This window comes from Nocardioides sp. BGA-UO-ETr-FS32, assembly GCF_059567905.1.
On record NZ_JCAQOX010000015.1, the window covers coordinates 279,741 to 295,925 of the forward strand.

Genomic DNA, 16,185 nt, shown 5'->3' on the forward strand with positions numbered 1-16,185 from the left:
CATGTGGTTGAACAAGTCTCAGGGGCGGGGAACCCGGACCTTCCTCGAGACCGCCTTGAGGCACTCGGCCCTGCCCGAGCTGTAGGACGGCGACACCGTCACGTAGTAGGTCGCACGTCGCTTGGCGCGGAAGCGCTGGCGGCCGGCGTACGACGCGGTCGCGCCGTCCACCTTGACGTCCCCACCGCGCCGGACGCGCCACAGGTTGACCCGGGCGCGCGAGGCGCAGGTCTGCTCCGGGGAGAGGATCCTGGCCTCGAGCCGGTCGCGGCCCTCGACCCAGCGCAGGCGGGCCGTACGCGAGGCGCTGGGGCAGCCGGTCGGGTTCGACGACGCCACCGCCGGGCAGCCGTCGACGAGGTCATCGAGCCCGTCGCCGTCGGTGTCGCCCGCGGATGCTACGGCGGTGCGGGGGGCTGCCGCCGAGGCCGACGGGACGCTGAGGGCTGCCGGCGAGAACGTCGCGACCAGGAGGGCGACGGCTCGGCTGACACCTCGGGACCGGGTCATCTCGCCGTCAGCCTAGGCGCTGCCGGGCGGTCGGTCACCACCTCGTGGGCCAGCCTCGCCCAGCGCCTAGGATCGCTGGCGTGCGCCTGCGGATCGACTGTGCCTACGACGGCGCCGATTTCTCCGGCTGGGCCGCGCAGCCGGGGCGGCGCACGGTGCAGGGCACCCTCGAGGACGCGTTGGCCACCGCGCTGCGGCTGCCGGAGGTGCGGGTCACCGTCGCCGGGCGTACGGACGCCGGGGTGCACGCGCGCGGGCAGGTGGCCCACGTCGACGTCGATCCCGACGTCGTGGCGGCGTCCGCGGGCCGGTCCACCGACCCTCCGCTGGACGCGCTCGCCCGTCGCGTCGACGGCATCCTGCCGCCCGACCTGCGCGTACGCCGCGTGGTCGAGGCACCCCACGGGTTCGACGCCCGCTTCTCCGCGACCTGGCGGCGCTACGCCTACCGGATCGCCGACGCCCAGGAGCTCGCCGACCCGCTGGTGCGCGGCCACGTCCTGACCTGGGGCCGTCGCCTCGACCTCGACGCGATGAACGAGGCCTCCGCGCCGCTGGTCGGCCTCCAGGACTTCGCGTCCTTCTGCAAGCAGCGGGAGGGCGCGACCACGGTCCGCACGCTGCTCGACCTCTCCTGGCGCCGCGACGACGCCGGCCTCGCGGTCGGCACGGTGCGGGCCGACGCGTTCTGCCACAACATGGTGCGCTCGCTCGTCGGCTGCCTCATCGCGGTCGGGGAGGGGCGCCGGCCGACGACCTGGCCGGCCGAGGTGATGGCCGGACGGCGACGCGACCAGGGCGTGCGCGTGGTGCACGCCCACGGCCTCACGCTGGAGGAGGTCGGCTACCCCGACGACGACGAGCTCGCGGCGCAGGCCGCGCGGGCCCGAGCCAGACGAGAGGCGATCGATGCCTGAGCACTACTTCTCCGCCGACCCTGCCGTCCCCTTCGAGCGCGAGGCGTTCACCGCCGAGCTGTGGGGCCACGAGCTGCGGTTCGACACCGGCTCGGGCGTCTTCAGCCGGGGCCACCTCGACCACGCCACGGCCGTCCTCTTCAAGGAGCTCGAGCCGCCGGTGCAGGGGCAGTTCCTGGACCTCGGCTGCGGCTACGGCGTCATCGGGCTCGCCATCGCGAAGGCCGTGCCGCTGGCCAACGTGACCGCCGTCGACGTCAACGAGCGCGCGCTGCTGCTGGCCAACGACAACGCCCGCGCGGCGGGCCTGGCCTCGCGCTTCGTCGCGTGCCTGCCTGAGCAGGTGCCCAGCGACCAGGTCTTCGACGAGATCTGGTCCAACCCGCCGATCCGGATCGGCAAGGAGGCGCTCCACGAGCTGCTGCTCACCTGGCTGCCCCGGCTGGCGCCAGGCGGGCGGATGGTCACGGTCGTCGGCAAGAACCTGGGTGCCGACTCGCTCCAGCGCTGGCTCGGTGACCAGGGCTGGCCGACGCAGCGGCTGGCGAGCAGCAAGGGGTTCCGGGTGCTGGAGACGCGGCGCGCGTGAGCGCCTAGGGCGAGCCGTCGAGGAACATCCTCAGGCGGGTGTGCGTCTGGCCCGGGTCCTGGGGCAGCGCACCGTTGATCGCGCGGCACACCCAGCCCAGCCGCATCGCGATCCGCGCCGCCTCGCGGAGCTCGGGTTCGGTGAGCGGGTACGTCCCCGCGTAGGGCCGGAGGTACGCCGCCAGGTGGGGGTCGAGGTCCTCGGAGCCCTCCTCGTCGTCGACGCCCCACGCGATGACGCCCTCGAGGGTGACCGACAGGGTGAAGAAGGGATGCGAGACGCACGCGTCGCCCCAGTCGAGCACCTGGTGCACGCCGCTGCCGAGGAAGACCTGTCCGTCGTGCAGGTCGTCGTGCTGCACGGTCTCGCAGAGGCCGAAGGCGGTGAGCCGCTCGCACAGGTCGGCGATCGCCTCGGGCCCCGGGAGGCGCGGGTCGACGTCGTCGAGCCCGGCGAGCAGGGCGGCGTACGCCCCGGGAAGCGTGTGCAGCCGGCGGTCCGGGAGGCCGGCGGCCAGCAGGGCGCCGACCCGGTCCTCACAGGCGATCTGGAGCCGGGCGTACGCCTCCAGCACGTCGTGCCACCGCTCGAGGCTGCGCTCAGCGGGGATGACGTCACGCAGCCGCGGGCCGGCGTCCGCGAGGAGCATCCAGCCGGTGAGCGGGTCGCTGGCGAGCGGCACCGGCACCCGCCCGCCGGACAGTGGCGCGACGATCGTGGTGACGGCCGCCTCGTGGCGCATGGACTCGTCGTTGGCCTTGAACCAGACCGGCCCGTCCTCGGTCGGCACCCGCATCACGGTCGACCAGTCGGTCACGTGCGGCTGCTCGACCGGGGCGACGACCGAGCGGCCGTGCTCGGCGAGCCGTGCCACGATCCACGCGTGCGCGGCGTCGACGAAGCTGGGATCGCGCCACCGGTCGCTCAGCGCGGTCAGCTCGGGCATGGCGTGCATTCCACCGCGCCGAGCCGAGTGCGGGCAACGGGTTTCACGCGGGTCGGGTCGCCACGAGCACGCCGATCTTGTCGATGCGGTGCTCGGGGTTGTCGAACTCGTCGGACCAGTAGTTGCCGTTGGCGTGGTCCTCGAGGGTCGCGCACGTCGAGAGCGTGATCATCGGCCGCGTGGCGTCCGTGCCGGGGCGCCCCGGCACCTCGGCACGCTGGGCGCGCAGCGAGGCCGGCCGCCGGAAGGACGTCCAGCGGGTGCGGCGGACCTCGTAGACGTGCACGGTGTCGCCGGTGCGCACCAGGATCCGGTCGCCGCGGCGCAGGGAGGGGGAGTCGCGCAGCGGGGCGGTCCCGGTCAGCCGGTGCCCGGTGACGATGTAGTTGCCGACCTCGCCGGGGCCGGCGCCGCCGGCCGGTCCGCGCGGGGACGCCATGTCCCCGGCGTTCTGCAGCGCGGTCCCCGGGGCGTCGTCGGGCGACCCGCGGTAGCGCACGACCGGGAAGTCCCTCAGCCCGATGGCCGGGATGGTGACGAACGAGCGCCGCGGCTCGGGCACCACCGGCTCGGGCGGCTCGGTGGTGGGCTCGGGGGCGGGCGTCGCGCTCTCGATCTCCGGGCTTGCGGGCGTCTCCGGCGGCGCGCTCGTCGTACGTCGCTCCACGGGTGCAGCCCCCTGGCTCGCGCCGCGCGGGTCCCCGGCGGCGCAGGACGACGTCACCGCGACGACGGCCGCGGCCAGGAGGACGACGACTCTGCCTGCCACCCGCACCACGGTACGCAGCCGGTGGGCGTCACCCCAGCCGTACGGGCAGCTGCTCGACCCCGTGGACGATGGCGAGCTCGGTGAACCGCAGGTCGCGGGGATCGCAGGCCAGCGCGAGGTCGGGGAAGCGGCGGGCCAGCGCGACGAGTGCCGTACGGAGCTCCATGCGGGCCAGCTCCGCGCCGACGCACCGGTGCAGGCCGTGGCCGAAGGCGAGCGTCCCGGCGGCGGCCGCTGTGGGGTCGAAACGGGCGGGGTCGGCGTGGCGGGCCGGGTCGCGTCCGGCGCCCGTCAGCGAGACGACGACGACGTCGCCGGCGCGCACCCGCTGGTCCCCGACGACGACCTCCCGGCGGGCGATGCGCGGGAACGCGACCTGCACCGGGCAGACGAACCGGAGCAGCTCCTCGACGACACGGTCGACCTCGGCGCGCTCGCCGCGCTGGAGCGTCGCCCACGCGCCCGGGTGCTGGAGGAGGACCCAGGTGCCCAGCGACAGCATGCTCGCGCTGGTCTCGTAGCCGCCCAGGAAGACCCCGTCGGCGAGGCCACCGAGCTCGACGTCGTCGAAGCCCGCCCCGTGGTCGGCGACCATCCGGGCGAGCAGACCGTCCGGCAGGTGCGGCGACCGGCGCTCGGCGGCCACGAGGTCGATGAGGAACTGCCGGGTCCCGGCCGCGGTGTCGAAGATCCGAGCGCTCCCGTCGCGCAGGTCGAAGCGCGCCGAGCCGTGGCGGCGGAACTCGTCGCGGTCCACGGCCGGCATGCCGAGCAGGTCGCAGATGACGCCGAAGGGCACCGCGAAGCCGAAGCGCTCGACCAGGTCGACCTCCGGTCCGTGGGAGACCAGGTCGTCGAGGGCCGCCTCGACGACGCGGTCGACGTCCTGCTGGATCCCGACCAGCCGGCGCCGGGTGAAGTACGGGGTCAGCACCCGCCGCAGGCGCTCGTGGTCGGGGGAGTCGGTCATCCCGAGACCGCCGATCCGCTCGGCGGGCGCCCGGCCCTGGCGGCCGATCAGGTTGCGCACGTCGTTGGCGAAGGCGTCGGAGTCGGCGAGCACGGCCCGGGCGGCGTCGTACCCCGTGACGAGCCAGACGCGCGTCCCCAGCAGCCGGGCGAGGCGCACCACGTCGCCGCGCGCGCGACTCGCCTCGAGTCGAGCCACCGGGTCGACTCCGTCGCGCTGCAGCGGGAACCGCACGGCCGCGGGCACCCGTCCGGCAGACGACACGGCGATCCGGAGGGCGGTGCCGCGCAACGAGGGAGCCATGTCTCCAGTGCACGCTGCGACACGGCAGGCGGCCATCGGGCATCACCCCGGTCCGTCCCGGACGCGTCCCCGGTACCCGACCGGGCAGGATGGGGCCATGGCCTACGACGCAGCCGACGACAGGTACGACGACTCCACCGGGATGCACTACCGGCGGACGGGACGGAGCGGGCTCAAACTGCCCGCGCTGTCGCTCGGCCTCTGGCAGAACTTCGGGACCGACCGGCCCGAGGAGACGCAGCGCGCGATCCTGCGGCGCGCCTTCGACCGGGGGGTCACGCACATCGACCTGGCCAACAACTACGGCCCGCCCTACGGCCGCGCCGAGGAGAACTTCGGCCGCTACCTGAAGGACGACTTCAAGCCATACCGCGACGAGCTGGTCATCTCGACCAAGGCCGGCTACGACATGTGGCCCGGCCCGTACGGACAGGGCGGCGGGTCGCGGAAGTACGTCCTGGCCTCGCTCGACCAGTCGCTCGACCGCCTCGGCCTCGACTACGTCGACATCTTCTACAGCCACCGCTTCGACCCGGAGACGCCGGTCGAGGAGACGATGACGGCGCTCGACGCGGCGGTCCGGTCGGGGCGCGCGCTCTATGTCGGCATCTCGTCCTACTCCCCGGCGAAGACCAGGGAGGCGGCCGAGATCGCCCGCGACCTCGGCACGCCGCTGCTGATCCACCAGCCGTCCTACTCGATGCTCAACCGCTGGGTCGAGGGCGGGCTGCTCGACGAGCTCGAGCAGCAGGGGATGGGCTGCATCGTCTTCACCGCCCTCGCCCAGGGCCTGCTCACCGACCGCTACCTCGACGGCGTGCCGGCGGACTCGCGCGCCGCCCGCGACGACTCCACGCTCACCGGCCTCGACGAGGAGACGCTCGAGCGGGTGCGGGCGCTGAACCGGGTCGCCGAGGCCCGCGGCCAGAAGCTCGCCCAGCTCGCCCTGCAGTGGGTGCTGCGCGACGAGCGGGTGACCAGCGCGGTGATCGGCGCCTCCAGCGTGGAGCAGCTCGACACCAACCTCGACGCCCTCTCCGGGCCGCCCCTGACCGACGACGAGCTGGCCGAGATCGACCGCCACGCCGTGGACTCGGGGGTCAACCTGTGGGCGTGAGCGAGCGCAGCGAGCGAAAGCACTCATGGACGCGCGCAGCGAAGCAAGCGCGCACATGAGTCCGGCGCAGCGCATCGTCGTCGTCGGCGCCGACGCCGCCGGGATGTCCGCGGCGCACCAGGCGCTGCGGACCGCGCGGCGTACGGGGCGCGAGCTGGCGATCACCGTCCTCGACCGCGGCACCCACACCTCCTACAGCGCCTGCGGGATCCCCTACTGGATGGCGGGCGACGTCGACGGCGGCGACGACCTCGTCGCCCGGACTGCCGAGCAGCACCGGGAGGCAGGGATCGACCTGCGGCTCGGGGTGGAGGTGGTCGCGGCCGACCTGTCCGGGCGTACGGTCACGACCGCCGACGGCGAGGCGATCGACTTCGACGAGCTGGTCGTCGCGACGGGTGCCCCCGCAGTGGTGCCCGACTGGGCGCTGCGACCCGATGGCACGAGCCACGCCGGGGTCGGGGTGGTCAAGACGCTCGACGACGGCACGGCCTGGGTCGAGCGGTTCGCCGAGGCCGGCGACGGTGCGCACGTCGTGGTCGTCGGCGCGGGCTACATCGGCGTCGAGGTCGCCGAGGCCGCCCTGCGGCGGGGGTACGGCGTCACCGTCCTCACCCGTGGCCGCGGGATGTCGACGTTGGAGGACGAGATGTCCGACCGGGTCAACACCGCGCTGGTCGACGCGGGCGTCGAGCTGGTGCTGGGGGCCGAGGTCACCGGTCTCGACCTCGACGGCGACCGGGTGACCGGCGTGCACTGGGACGGCGGCAGCCGCGAGGCGGACCTCGTGGCCGTGGCGGTCGGCGTACGCCCGGCGACGGACTTCCTGCGCGGGACCGGGCTGCCGCTCACCGAGGACGGCGCGCTGCGGCCGGACCCGCACGGCCGCGTGGCCGACCACGTCTGGGCTGCCGGCGACTGCTGCGAGGTGCGGCGACGGATGGACGGCGCGTGGGTCTTCCGCCCGCTCGGCACCCACGCCAACAAGCACGGCCGCGCGCTCGGTGACAGCCTCGCCGGCGGCTCCCTCGCCTTCGAGGGGATGACCGACACCTCGATCACCCGCTTCGCCGCGTGCGGGCAGTACGTCGAGATCGCCCGCACCGGGCTGTCCCGCGCCGACGCGGAGGCGGCCGGCCTCGACCCGGTCGCGCTCGTCACCGAGGGCTCGACGGCGAGCGGCTACATGCCGGAGGCCGACCCGGTCGCCATCTGGGTGATGGCCGACCGCGCCAGCCGCAGGCTGCTGGGCGTACAGATAGTGGGGGGTCGCGGAGCCGGTAAGCGGATCGACGCCGCGGCCGCCGTGCTGTGGCACGAGGGGACGGTCGACGACCTCGCGTGGATGGACCTGGCCTACGCGCCGCCCTTCGCCACCGCGTGGGACGTGCTGCAGGTGGCTGCCCGTCGGGTGGCCGAGCGGCTCTGAAACCTGTTGCGGCCACGACCAGAATGGCCCGTATGCACCTCGAGTTCGTCACGCTGGCCCAGCGACCGGAGCTGATGGACGTCTTCTGGGACATGGAGACGTCGTGGCCGGAGTTCATGTTGCACGACCCGATCGGCAACGGTTACTACGGCTCGCTCGAGGAGTTCGCCGAGTACGTCCTGGTCTGCCTCGACGAGTCGGGGCGGATGGTCGCGAAGGCCCACTCGGTGCCGTTCCGACTGCCCGAGGGCGAGCTGCCCGACGCGGGGTGGGACTTCGCCATCCGCAGCGGCCTGCTGACGAAGTTGTGGGGGGAGCAGCCCGTCGCGGTGTCGGCGGTCGAGATCGCGATCGAGCCGGGTCTCCAGGGCGCCGGGCTCTCGGGCCGGATCGTCGCGGCGCTGCGCGACAACGCGGGCCGGCTCGGGTTCGGCGAGCTGCTCGCACCGGTGCGACCCAACGGCAAGGCCGACGTCCACGAGCCGATGGCGGCGTACGCCCGCCGCACCCGTGACGACGGGCTCCCCGTGGACCCGTGGCTGCGGGTGCACGTACGCGCCGGGGGCCGGATCGACCGCGTCTGCCCGCGGTCGATGGTCATCCCCGGCACGGTCGAGGAGTGGCGCGAGTGGACCGGGCTGCCCTTCGACACGACCGGCCCCGTGGTCGTGCCCGGTGCCCTCGCGCCGGTGATGTGCGACGCCGAGCACGGCACCGCGACGTACGTCGAGCCCAACGTGTGGGTCAGGCACCCGACGGGCGCGTGAGGGTCAGGCCCCCGCGACCGCCTTGCGGACCTCGTTGACGCAGAGCGCGACGAAGGCCAGCGCGATGATCGCCATCAGCACGTTGGAGTGGATCTTGTTGCGCCACTCCGCCGGGGTGCGGTCGGTGTTGAGCAGCCAGAGCAGGGTGATCGCCAGGAATGGCATGAAGAAGGCGCCCAGCACGCCGTAGGCGAGGATCAGCCAGACCGGCTTGCCGAGGAACATCATCACCATCGGCGGGAAGGTCAGCCAGAGGATGTAGACCCGGTACCACTTGCCTCCGGCGCGGGCGTCGGCCTCGTCGCCGTCGGTCACGTTGGTCATGAAGTCGGCGAACATCAGGCTGACGCCGTTCCACACGCCGCCCAGCGACGACATCGCGGCGGCCCAGAAGCCCAGCAGGAAGAGCTTGCCGGCCCACTGGCCGTAGCGGTCCTGCAGCACCACGCCGAGGTCGAGGAGTCCCGCGTCGCCGGTCTCGATCGCGACGCTGGTCGAGTAGAGCAGCTCGGCGCCGACCACGAGGGTCGCGAGGACGAAGATGCCGGTGACGACGTAGGCGACGGTGTTGTCGATGCGCATGACCCGCATGTAGGCCGGGGAGCTCCAGCCCTTCTCGCGCAGCCAGTAGCCGTAGGCGGCGAGGGTGATGGTGCCGCCGACGCCGCCGGCGAGGGCGAGGGTGTTGACCAGTCAGTCCTCGGGGATCCGCAGGACCAGGCCGGTGAGGAGCTCGCCGAGGTTGGGCAGGGTCAGCAGCGCGGCCCCGACCATCGTGACGAACATGATGCCGACCAGAGCGGCGAGGACCTTCTCGAAGACGTTGTAGCGCCCGGCCCACACCAGCACCAGGCCGAGGACGCCCGACAGGATGCCCCACCAGGTCGTCGACAGGACTCCGGTCAGCCCGGCGAGGGCGAGGCCGGTGCCGGCCATGGCGGCGGCACCGTAGACGAAGCCCCAGATGACGATGTACGGCGCGAAGTACCACGTCGTCCAGGCTCCGAGCGAGCGCCAGCCCTCGAAGATCGTCCGGCCGGTCGAGAGGCAGTAGCGGCCCGCGCCCTCGACGAGCACGATCTTCATGAGGCACCCGACGACCACGCACCACAGCAGCGTGTAGCCGAACTTCTGCCCCGCGATGAGGGTCGCCACGAGGTCGGCCGCACCGACGCCGGTCGCCGCGACGACGAGCCCGGGTCCGATGATGCGCCAGCGGGGGACGGTGGTCTGCTCTTCCGAGGTGGAGGTCGCCATGGCCAGCACCCTAACCGTGGTCTAGACCACAGGTCATCGCGAGAAGATCTGCCTGCCCGCCGGAGTGCACGCGGTCCGAGTCGAAGACCCTCAGCGCGCTGATGGGCACGCGTCCCGTCCTGGTGCTCAGCACGAGCGCCGGCGAGTTGCTGACCCGAGCGTGCCTGTGACCCCGCCTTGGCGTGAGAGGCGGGGTGTGGGGCGGGGTCATCGTCGGCGTGGTCGCGGGATGCCCGGCGGTGCCGGTGGGTCGAGCGCGGTGGTGCCGGTCCGGTCGCGTCGGTAGCGGTGGCCGTGGGGTGAGGTCCACTCGAACACCCCGTTCTCGACCATCGCGTAGCGCCAGGCGGAGTGGGTCTTGAGGCGGTGGTGGAAGCGGCACAGGCAGGCGAGGTTGTCGGTCCGCGTGGGACCGGGCTGGGGTCTGCCCTCGGCCTCGGCGTCGTGGTCGTACGCGACGATGTGGTCGACGTCGCAGCCTCGGGCCGGTCTCGTGCACCGCGGGAAGACGCACGTGCGATCCCGGAGCTGTACTTGCTCACGGATCCGGTCGGGGATCTCGTAGCCCTGCGCGGTGAGCTGGGCGTTGAGGTCGATGACCGGCTTGATCGCGACCTTGGTGCGCGAGTCGGCGCACCACGACCGGACCTGGTCGAGCAGGACGAGGCGCTGCCCGTTCTCGATGCGCCCGGTGGGACCGAACACCGTCTGCTCACCGACCACCGATGCGTCGAAGTGGGCGTGGATGACGACCTCACGAGCGGCAGGCAGGCTCGGCTGGTCTTCGGCGTCGGCGTCGGCGTTGGTGTCGGCGTCGGCGTTGGTGTCGGTGGCTGAGGTGCGAGCGTCGACACCACCGTCCGGTGCTGCACCGTCCTGGAATGCGAGGTCGAGCGCGGTCTGCGTCCGGGCGAGCTCACCGAGGGCCTTGGCCCGACGTGCGTCGAGTGGCAGCTGCGATCCGAGGGCCTTCTGCGTGGCGGCGTGGTGGGCGACGGCTCGGTCGAGGTCGAGGGCGTCGGCGATGTCGAGGTCGGCTTCCAGGTGCAGGGTGCCGGCGTAGTGCACGTCGTCCTTGTTCACCGTGACGTGGCGAGGGTCGACGGCGAGGTAGCCGTCCTCGGGGTCCTTCGTGGGGTCCGCGACGGCGAGGTCGTAGCGCTTGATCGTCTCGGCGACGAGCCGGTCGAGCTGCGCGGACCCGATCCTCCCGGCGACGGCGGCGACCTGGGAGTCGACGAACCCGGCCGCCTGGACCGTCAGCGGGGTGGTGGCGTGGATCGTGGCCTCCGCGATCGCGCGGGCCCGCCACGCCGGAACCAGGCCGGCGTGGACCTGCTCCCAGAGCCGGGGCAGCCGGTGCCGAAGCTCGAGGGCGTGACCGATCAGCTTCTTCGCCGCCGTCGGAGAGATGCTGAGGACGGTGCCGAGCTCGGCGACGCAGAACTCCGCCACCAGCGGGGCGCCGTCGCCGGCGATGGGCTCTTCGTGCTCACACCCCGGGACCGTGAACGAGGCGGCGTCGTGGATCGACTCGGGTGGGTGCAGGTCCGCCCACCGGGCGGCAAGGACGAGCTGGTCGGCCGCGGCCCGGTCCTCGGCGGTCTTGCGGTCGCGGATCGCGGACAGCAGCTCGGAGGCCGAGAGGTCGTCTGCGACCTCTCGTATCTCGGCTGCCATTCCGTCGATCATGTGCTCGATTGTAGTTGTCGGGTCCGACAGTCGGCCATGCCTGTGGACATCTGCTGGCCAGGGTTTCTCGGCGGGTTTCGAACGGGACTTCGTCGCACTCAACCACCGGGGCTGGGGCCGGCTTCCTCGACCACCGAACAGCACGCACCTCGGCCTGCGGGCCTCGAGTCGTTTAACCCCGCGACGCGGAGGGCGCGGGGTTGCGACAATCCTGCTCGTGGGACACGTCGACGTTGCTGGAGTGCGCTACGAGCTGCCGGACGGCCGGGTGCTGCTCGACGACGTCAGCTTCCGGGTGGGGGACGGCCAGAAGGTCGCCCTGGTGGGGGCGAACGGTGCCGGCAAGACCACCCTCCTGCGGATCGTGACCGGCGACGTCACGCCGCACGCGGGCGTGGTCACCCGGTCAGGCGGCCTCGGCGTGATGCGGCAGTTCGTCGGCCACGGGGGTGCCGACGAGACGGTCGCCGACCTGCTGCTGTCCGTGGCGCCGGCCGACGTACGCCGGTGGGCGCAGGAGGTCGCGGCCCAGGAGCTGCGGCTCATGGACGACGACAGCGAGTCGGTGCAGATGGCGTACGCCGGGGCGCTCGGCCACTACGGCGACGTCGGCGGCTACGACCTCGAGGTCGTCTGGGACAAGGTCACCACCGCGGCGATGGGCATGCCCTACGACCGCGCGAAGTACCGCGCGCTCACCACCCTCTCCGGCGGTGAGCAGAAGCGCCTCGTGCTGGAGTACCTGCTCCAGGGGCCGGACCAGGTCCTGCTGCTCGACGAGCCGGACAACTACCTCGACGTGCCGGGCAAGATCTGGCTGGAGGAGCGCATCCGCGAGTCGGCCAAGACGATCCTGTTCATCAGCCACGACCGCGAGCTGCTCAACAACACCGCGACCCGCATCGTGACCGTCGAGCTCGGCAGCGCCGGCAACCTCGTGTGGACCCACCCCGGCGGCTTCGCGAGCTATCACCAGGCGCGCGCCGAGCGGTTCGAGCGGTTCGAGGAGCTGCGCCGGCGCTGGGACGAGGAGTACGCCAAGCTGCGCGCGCAGATGCTGATGTACAAGCAGAAGGCGGCGTACAACTCCGACATGGCCAGCCGCTACCAGGCGGCCCAGACCCGCCTGAAGAAGTTCGAGGACGCCGGTCCGCCGACGGAGCAGCCGCGCGAGCAGCAGGTGAAGATGCGGCTCAAGGGTGGGCGTACGGGGAAGCGGGCCGTGGTGTGCACCGACCTCGAGCTCACCGACCTGATGCGCCCGTTCGACCTCGAGGTCTGGTACGGAGAACGGGTGGCCGTGCTGGGCTCCAACGGGTCCGGCAAGTCGCACTTCCTGCGCCTCCTGGCCGCAGGCGGCAGCGATCCCGACGTCGAGCACCAGCCCGTCGGCGCGCCTCCCGCGCCGGTCGCGCACACCGGCAGCGCCAAGCTCGGTGCGCGGGTCCGACCGGGATGGTTCGTCCAGACCCACGAGCACCCCGAGCTGGTCGGCCGCACGCTGCTGGAGATCCTGCACCGCGGCGACGACCACCGCGACGGCATGGGCCGTGAGGCGGCGAGCCGGGTGCTCGACCGCTACGAGCTGGCGCACGCCGGCGAGCAGCGGTTCGAGTCGCTGAGCGGCGGGCAGCAGGCGCGCTTCCAGATCCTGCTGCTCGAGCTGTCCGGCGCGACGCTGCTGCTCCTCGACGAGCCGACCGACAACCTCGATGTGCAGTCCGCGGAGGCGCTGGAGGCGGGGCTCGAGGCCTTCGACGGGACCGTCCTGGCGGTGACGCACGACCGCTGGTTCGCGCGGGGCTTCGACCGCTTCCTGGTCTACGGTGCCGACGGCGAGGTCTACGAGTCGCCCGGTCCGGTGTGGGACGAGGGACGGGTGGCGCGCTCGCGATGAACGCTCCCGACGGCCTCGAGATCCACGCGCTCGACCCTGCCGACGACGCCGCGTTTGCCGCCTGGCACCACGTGTACGAGACCTCCGCCCGGCACGAGCTGGGCGACGTGGCGTCGGTGTGGCAGCTCGAGGAGCTGCGGGCGATGATGCAGGACCCGGCCCGGCACAGCCGCAGCGGCGGGTGGTCGGCCCTGCTCGACGGGGAGGTGGTCGGTGCGGGGTGGATGCGGACCCCGCTGCTCGACAACCTCGAGCTGGCCGAGATCGACGTCCACGTCCTGCCTGCGCACCGACGGTGGGGTGTCGGTTCGGCCGTGCTCGCCGGCTTGGAGGACGAGGCCCGCGCCCGCGGTCGGCGGGTGCTCATGGGGCTGGCGTCCTGGCCGTACGCCGCCGGCTCGGACGGTGCCGGCGCCTCGGGCCCGGAGTTCGCGAGCGCGGCGGGCTTCGACCTCGCGCTGTCGGAGGTGCAGCGCGAGCTCGCGCTCCCGGTCGCCGAGTCCGTGCTGGCCGGCCTGGCGGCGACCGCGGCGCCCGCCCACGCGGCGTACACGCTGCGGTCGTGGAGCGGACCGGTGCCCGACGAGCTCCTGCAGGGGTGGGCCGAGATCACCTCGACCCTCGCGACCGAGGCGCCGACGGGTGACCTCGAGCTGGAGCCGGAGGCGGTCAGCACGGACGCGGTGCGCGAGCGCGAGGCGACCATCGCCCGGCAGGGGCGTACGAAGTACAACACCGTCGCGCTCTCCGCCGCGGGCGAGGTCGTCGCCTACTCCGACCTCGCGACGACGATCCACGAGCCGGGGCGGGCCTACCAGTGGGGCACGCTCGTCCACCGGGCACATCGCGGCCACCGGCTCGGTCTGGCGGTCAAGGTCGCCACCCTGCAGCTGCTCCAGCGCGAGCGGCCCGACGTCACCCGGCTGACCACCTACAACGCCGAGGTCAACGCGCACATGATCGGCGTCAACGAGGCGCTGGGCTTCCGTCCGGTCGCACGGCTCGGGGACTTCCAGAAGAAGCTGGGCTGACTCGGAGGCGGCGCTCGCGCCATGGGGCACGATCGACGCCATGACCACCCGCCGCGGCCTCTTCGTCGCCCCCTTCGACGCCCTCGCCGACCCGCGCCTGATCGGCGACCTGGCAGCGGAGGCGGAAGCCGCGGGATGGGACGGGTTCTTCGTGTGGGACCACCTGCTCTACGGCGAGCGCGTCACCGACATCGCCGACCCGTGGACCTGCTGCGCTGCCGTCGCGATGCGGATCGAGCGGATGGTCCTCGGGCCGATGGTCACGCCGCTGCCGCGACGTCGACCGCAGGTGCTGGCCCGGCAGGCCGCCAGCCTGGCGGTGCTGTCGGGCGGCCGGTTCGTCCTCGGCCTGGGGCTGGGCGACGACTGGGTGGGGGAGTTCAGCGCGTTCGGCGACGAGGCCGACCCGAAGGTGCGCGGCCGGATGCTCGACCAGGGATTGGGCGTGCTCACCGCTCTGCTCAGTGGCGAGAGCGTCGACGTCGGTGGAGAGCACCACGCGGCGCACGGCGTACGCTTCCGGCCCGCGCCCGCGGTGCCGATCTGGCTGGCCGGTCGATTCGGCAACCGGGCGCCGCTGCGGCGCGCAGCCGGGCACGGCGGGTTCTTCGTCATCGGCCTCGACGGGCCCGGCGACCTCGACGAGGTGACGTCCGCCCTCGCCGCGCACGAGCCGGCGCCCGGCTTCGAGGTCGTGGTCGACCTGGAGCCCCGAGCAGGACGTCGCACCCTGGCTCGACGCCGGCGCGTCGTGGGTGCTGACCCGGATCGGGCCCTACGACCTCGACGTGGAGGAGACGCGCCGCATCATCGCGGCGGGTCCGTGACCCGGCCGGGCTCATCGACCGCACGTGCGGCGGTGCTGGCCCCCGAGAGGCCGGTCGCGGGGGCCACATCCGCCACACGTGCGGCGGAGGGCCGCCGCCACGGGCGTAAGGGCGGATCGGAGGGAGCGACGCGGAAGACGGGCGAGCCGATCTCCGTGCGCCGCTCACGACGGCTGCGTCACCTGTCTCGGCAGCGCTTCCCAGATCGTCTCGGCGAGGACGGCGTGCCCGGCGACCGAGAGGTGGTTGTAGTCCGCGCCCAGCAGGTCCGGGGTGACGGGCATCGTCCCCGCGGCGCCGCGATCGGTCCAGCACCTGGGGGTCCGGCGACAGGTCTCGGTCATCGCGTCGTAGTAGAGGCGCGAGATGCGACGGATGCCCTCGACGCCCTCTGCACGCACGCGCCCCTTGCCGTCGAAGAGGTCGCACGGTCCGCTCCCGGTGTTGCCCAGGACGAGGCCGTCGACGTCGGACACCGCCCGCGCCCACGCGTCGGGGGTGCCCCACTGGTCGACCACGAAGATCGCGACGGAGTCGTTGCCGCGCCTGATGGTGCGGACCAGCTGCTCGAACTTCCGTGCGAACCGGCGGGCGTTGGCCGGATCGGTGCCGTCGCAGCGCATGTCGTTGTCGATGCCCTGCACCAGCACCAGGTCCGGCAGCGGGCCCTCCACGGTCGACAACGCTGCGGCCTGCCCGAGCATCTGGTCGATGGCGGCACCGTTGGCGGACAGGTTGTAGTTGTGCCCTTCGATGGCGGGGTGGTCCTCCAGCAGGCGGAGGTAGATGCTGTCGACCTCGGGGTTGTCCCCAGTGGCCCACGAATTGGCGTTGACGCTCTCCATCGGCGAGTCGGGGTCGGACGCCACTCCTGTCGCGCCGGAGTGACCGACCACCGCGATGGCGTCGAACCGAGCAGTGGCTCGAGCCACCTCGTCCTCGGCGGCCGGGGACGCGCTGGCCTCGTCTCCCGCCGCCGGAGCCACCGAGGTGGGCTCGCTCGTGGGACCGGTCCCGGTGCCGTCGCTCGAGCACCCCACCAGCGCCATCAGGAACAGGGCGACCGCCCATCGTCCGGACACCGTTCCACCCTAGGTGGCGCCGGTCGGGCCGGTCTTCGCTCGAAGTGGGGAGATCACGACGTCAGGCAAGCCCGGACGGCGA

At 72.9% G+C, this 16,185-nt stretch carries 13 protein-coding genes and 2 pseudogenes; 8 read left to right on the plus strand and 7 right to left on the minus strand.

All coding sequences use genetic code 11. The annotated features are described in order from the left end of the window. Positions 1-18: 18 nt before the first annotated feature. Positions 19-510, minus strand: coding sequence for a hypothetical protein (locus AC57BS_RS14895; protein WP_496412214.1), 492 nt, complete (start codon positions 508-510; stop codon positions 19-21). Between the two features lie 80 nt (positions 511-590). On the opposite strand from AC57BS_RS14895, the gene truA reads away from it, so the two are divergent. Continuing rightward, complete coding sequence (gene truA, locus AC57BS_RS14900) at positions 591-1,427, plus strand: tRNA pseudouridine(38-40) synthase TruA (protein ID WP_496412215.1); 837 nt, start codon at positions 591-593, stop codon at positions 1,425-1,427. After that, positions 1,420-2,016, plus strand: coding sequence for a class I SAM-dependent methyltransferase (locus AC57BS_RS14905; RefSeq protein WP_496412216.1), 597 nt, complete (start codon positions 1,420-1,422; stop codon positions 2,014-2,016). Before truA ends, AC57BS_RS14905 begins: the two co-directional genes overlap by 8 nt. Positions 2,017-2,020: 4 nt before the next feature. Here AC57BS_RS14905 and AC57BS_RS14910 read toward each other — a convergent pair whose 3' ends face one another. From AC57BS_RS14910 to AC57BS_RS14920, 3 genes are read right to left on the minus strand one after another with little or no spacing between them, the layout of a single operon-like run. After that, positions 2,021-2,962, minus strand: coding sequence for a phosphotransferase (locus AC57BS_RS14910; RefSeq protein WP_496412217.1), 942 nt, complete (start codon positions 2,960-2,962; stop codon positions 2,021-2,023). Between the two features lie 43 nt (positions 2,963-3,005). Next, positions 3,006-3,731: a sortase domain-containing protein gene (locus AC57BS_RS14915; RefSeq protein ID WP_496412218.1), complete on the minus strand. Its 726-nt coding sequence runs from the start codon at positions 3,729-3,731 to the stop codon at positions 3,006-3,008. A 28-nt stretch (positions 3,732-3,759) separates the two neighbouring features. Continuing rightward, positions 3,760-5,004, minus strand: a complete 1,245-nt coding sequence (locus tag AC57BS_RS14920; protein WP_496412219.1) for a cytochrome P450 — start codon at positions 5,002-5,004, stop codon at positions 3,760-3,762. 97 nt (positions 5,005-5,101) lie between these two features. Here AC57BS_RS14920 and mgrA point away from each other — a divergent pair, with 97 nt between their 5' ends. The 3 genes from mgrA to AC57BS_RS14935 are packed head-to-tail and all read left to right on the plus strand — an operon-like array spanning position 5,102 to position 8,317. After that, positions 5,102-6,121 carry an L-glyceraldehyde 3-phosphate reductase gene (gene mgrA / locus AC57BS_RS14925; RefSeq protein ID WP_496412220.1) on the plus strand — a complete coding sequence of 340 codons (1,020 nt, stop codon included), beginning with the start codon at positions 5,102-5,104 and terminating at the stop codon, positions 6,119-6,121. Positions 6,122-6,146: 25 nt separating this feature from the next. Beyond that, the gene (locus tag AC57BS_RS14930) at positions 6,147-7,550 is read left to right on the plus strand and encodes an FAD-dependent oxidoreductase (RefSeq protein WP_496412221.1); all 1,404 of its coding nucleotides are present in this window, start codon (positions 6,147-6,149) and stop codon (positions 7,548-7,550) included. Between the two features lie 32 nt (positions 7,551-7,582). After that, on the plus strand, positions 7,583-8,317 hold the full coding sequence (locus tag AC57BS_RS14935) for an N-acetyltransferase (RefSeq protein ID WP_496412222.1): 735 nt from the start codon (positions 7,583-7,585) through the stop codon (positions 8,315-8,317). 3 nt (positions 8,318-8,320) lie between these two features. Here the strand turns inward: AC57BS_RS14935 and AC57BS_RS14940 are convergent. Next, positions 8,321-9,574: pseudogene (locus AC57BS_RS14940) on the minus strand (Nramp family divalent metal transporter). Between the two features lie 207 nt (positions 9,575-9,781). After that, a complete protein-coding gene (locus AC57BS_RS14945) occupies positions 9,782-11,266 on the minus strand; it encodes an HNH endonuclease signature motif containing protein (protein ID WP_496412223.1) in 1,485 nt (494 codons plus the stop codon). Positions 11,267-11,483: 217 nt separating this feature from the next. Here AC57BS_RS14945 and AC57BS_RS14950 point away from each other — a divergent pair, with 217 nt between their 5' ends. The 3 genes and pseudogenes from AC57BS_RS14950 to AC57BS_RS14960 all read left to right on the plus strand — a co-directional run. Beyond that, positions 11,484-13,163, plus strand: coding sequence for an ABC-F family ATP-binding cassette domain-containing protein (locus tag AC57BS_RS14950; protein WP_496412224.1), 1,680 nt, complete (start codon positions 11,484-11,486; stop codon positions 13,161-13,163). Then, a complete protein-coding gene (locus AC57BS_RS14955; RefSeq protein ID WP_496412225.1) occupies positions 13,160-14,194 on the plus strand; it encodes a GNAT family N-acetyltransferase in 1,035 nt (344 codons plus the stop codon). Before AC57BS_RS14950 ends, AC57BS_RS14955 begins: the two co-directional genes overlap by 4 nt. Positions 14,195-14,234: 40 nt before the next feature. Beyond that, a pseudogene (locus AC57BS_RS14960) lies at positions 14,235-15,053 on the plus strand (LLM class flavin-dependent oxidoreductase); the annotation flags it as partial. Between the two features lie 132 nt (positions 15,054-15,185). Here AC57BS_RS14960 and AC57BS_RS14965 read toward each other — a convergent pair. Further along, complete coding sequence (locus AC57BS_RS14965; RefSeq protein ID WP_496412760.1) at positions 15,186-16,103, minus strand: SGNH/GDSL hydrolase family protein; 918 nt, start codon at positions 16,101-16,103, stop codon at positions 15,186-15,188. Positions 16,104-16,185: the final 82 nt, after the last annotated feature.

Excerpts from the sequence above, each read along its gene's own strand:
- AC57BS_RS14905 (WP_496412216.1), top strand. The coding sequence starts at position 1,420 with ATGCCTGAGCACTACTTCTCCGCCGACCCTGCCGTCCCCTTCGAGCGC.
- AC57BS_RS14930 (WP_496412221.1), top strand. The coding sequence starts at position 6,147 with ATGGACGCGCGCAGCGAAGCAAGCGCGCACATGAGTCCGGCGCAGCGC.
- AC57BS_RS14910 (WP_496412217.1), bottom strand. The coding sequence starts at position 2,962 with ATGCCCGAGCTGACCGCGCTGAGCGACCGGTGGCGCGATCCCAGCTTC.
- AC57BS_RS14945 (WP_496412223.1), bottom strand. The coding sequence starts at position 11,266 with ATGATCGACGGAATGGCAGCCGAGATACGAGAGGTCGCAGACGACCTC.
- mgrA (WP_496412220.1), top strand. The coding sequence starts at position 5,102 with ATGGCCTACGACGCAGCCGACGACAGGTACGACGACTCCACCGGGATG.
- AC57BS_RS14920 (WP_496412219.1), bottom strand. The coding sequence starts at position 5,004 with ATGGCTCCCTCGTTGCGCGGCACCGCCCTCCGGATCGCCGTGTCGTCT.
- AC57BS_RS14935 (WP_496412222.1), top strand. The coding sequence starts at position 7,583 with ATGCACCTCGAGTTCGTCACGCTGGCCCAGCGACCGGAGCTGATGGAC.
- AC57BS_RS14895 (WP_496412214.1), bottom strand. The coding sequence starts at position 510 with ATGACCCGGTCCCGAGGTGTCAGCCGAGCCGTCGCCCTCCTGGTCGCG.
- AC57BS_RS14955 (WP_496412225.1), top strand. The coding sequence starts at position 13,160 with ATGAACGCTCCCGACGGCCTCGAGATCCACGCGCTCGACCCTGCCGAC.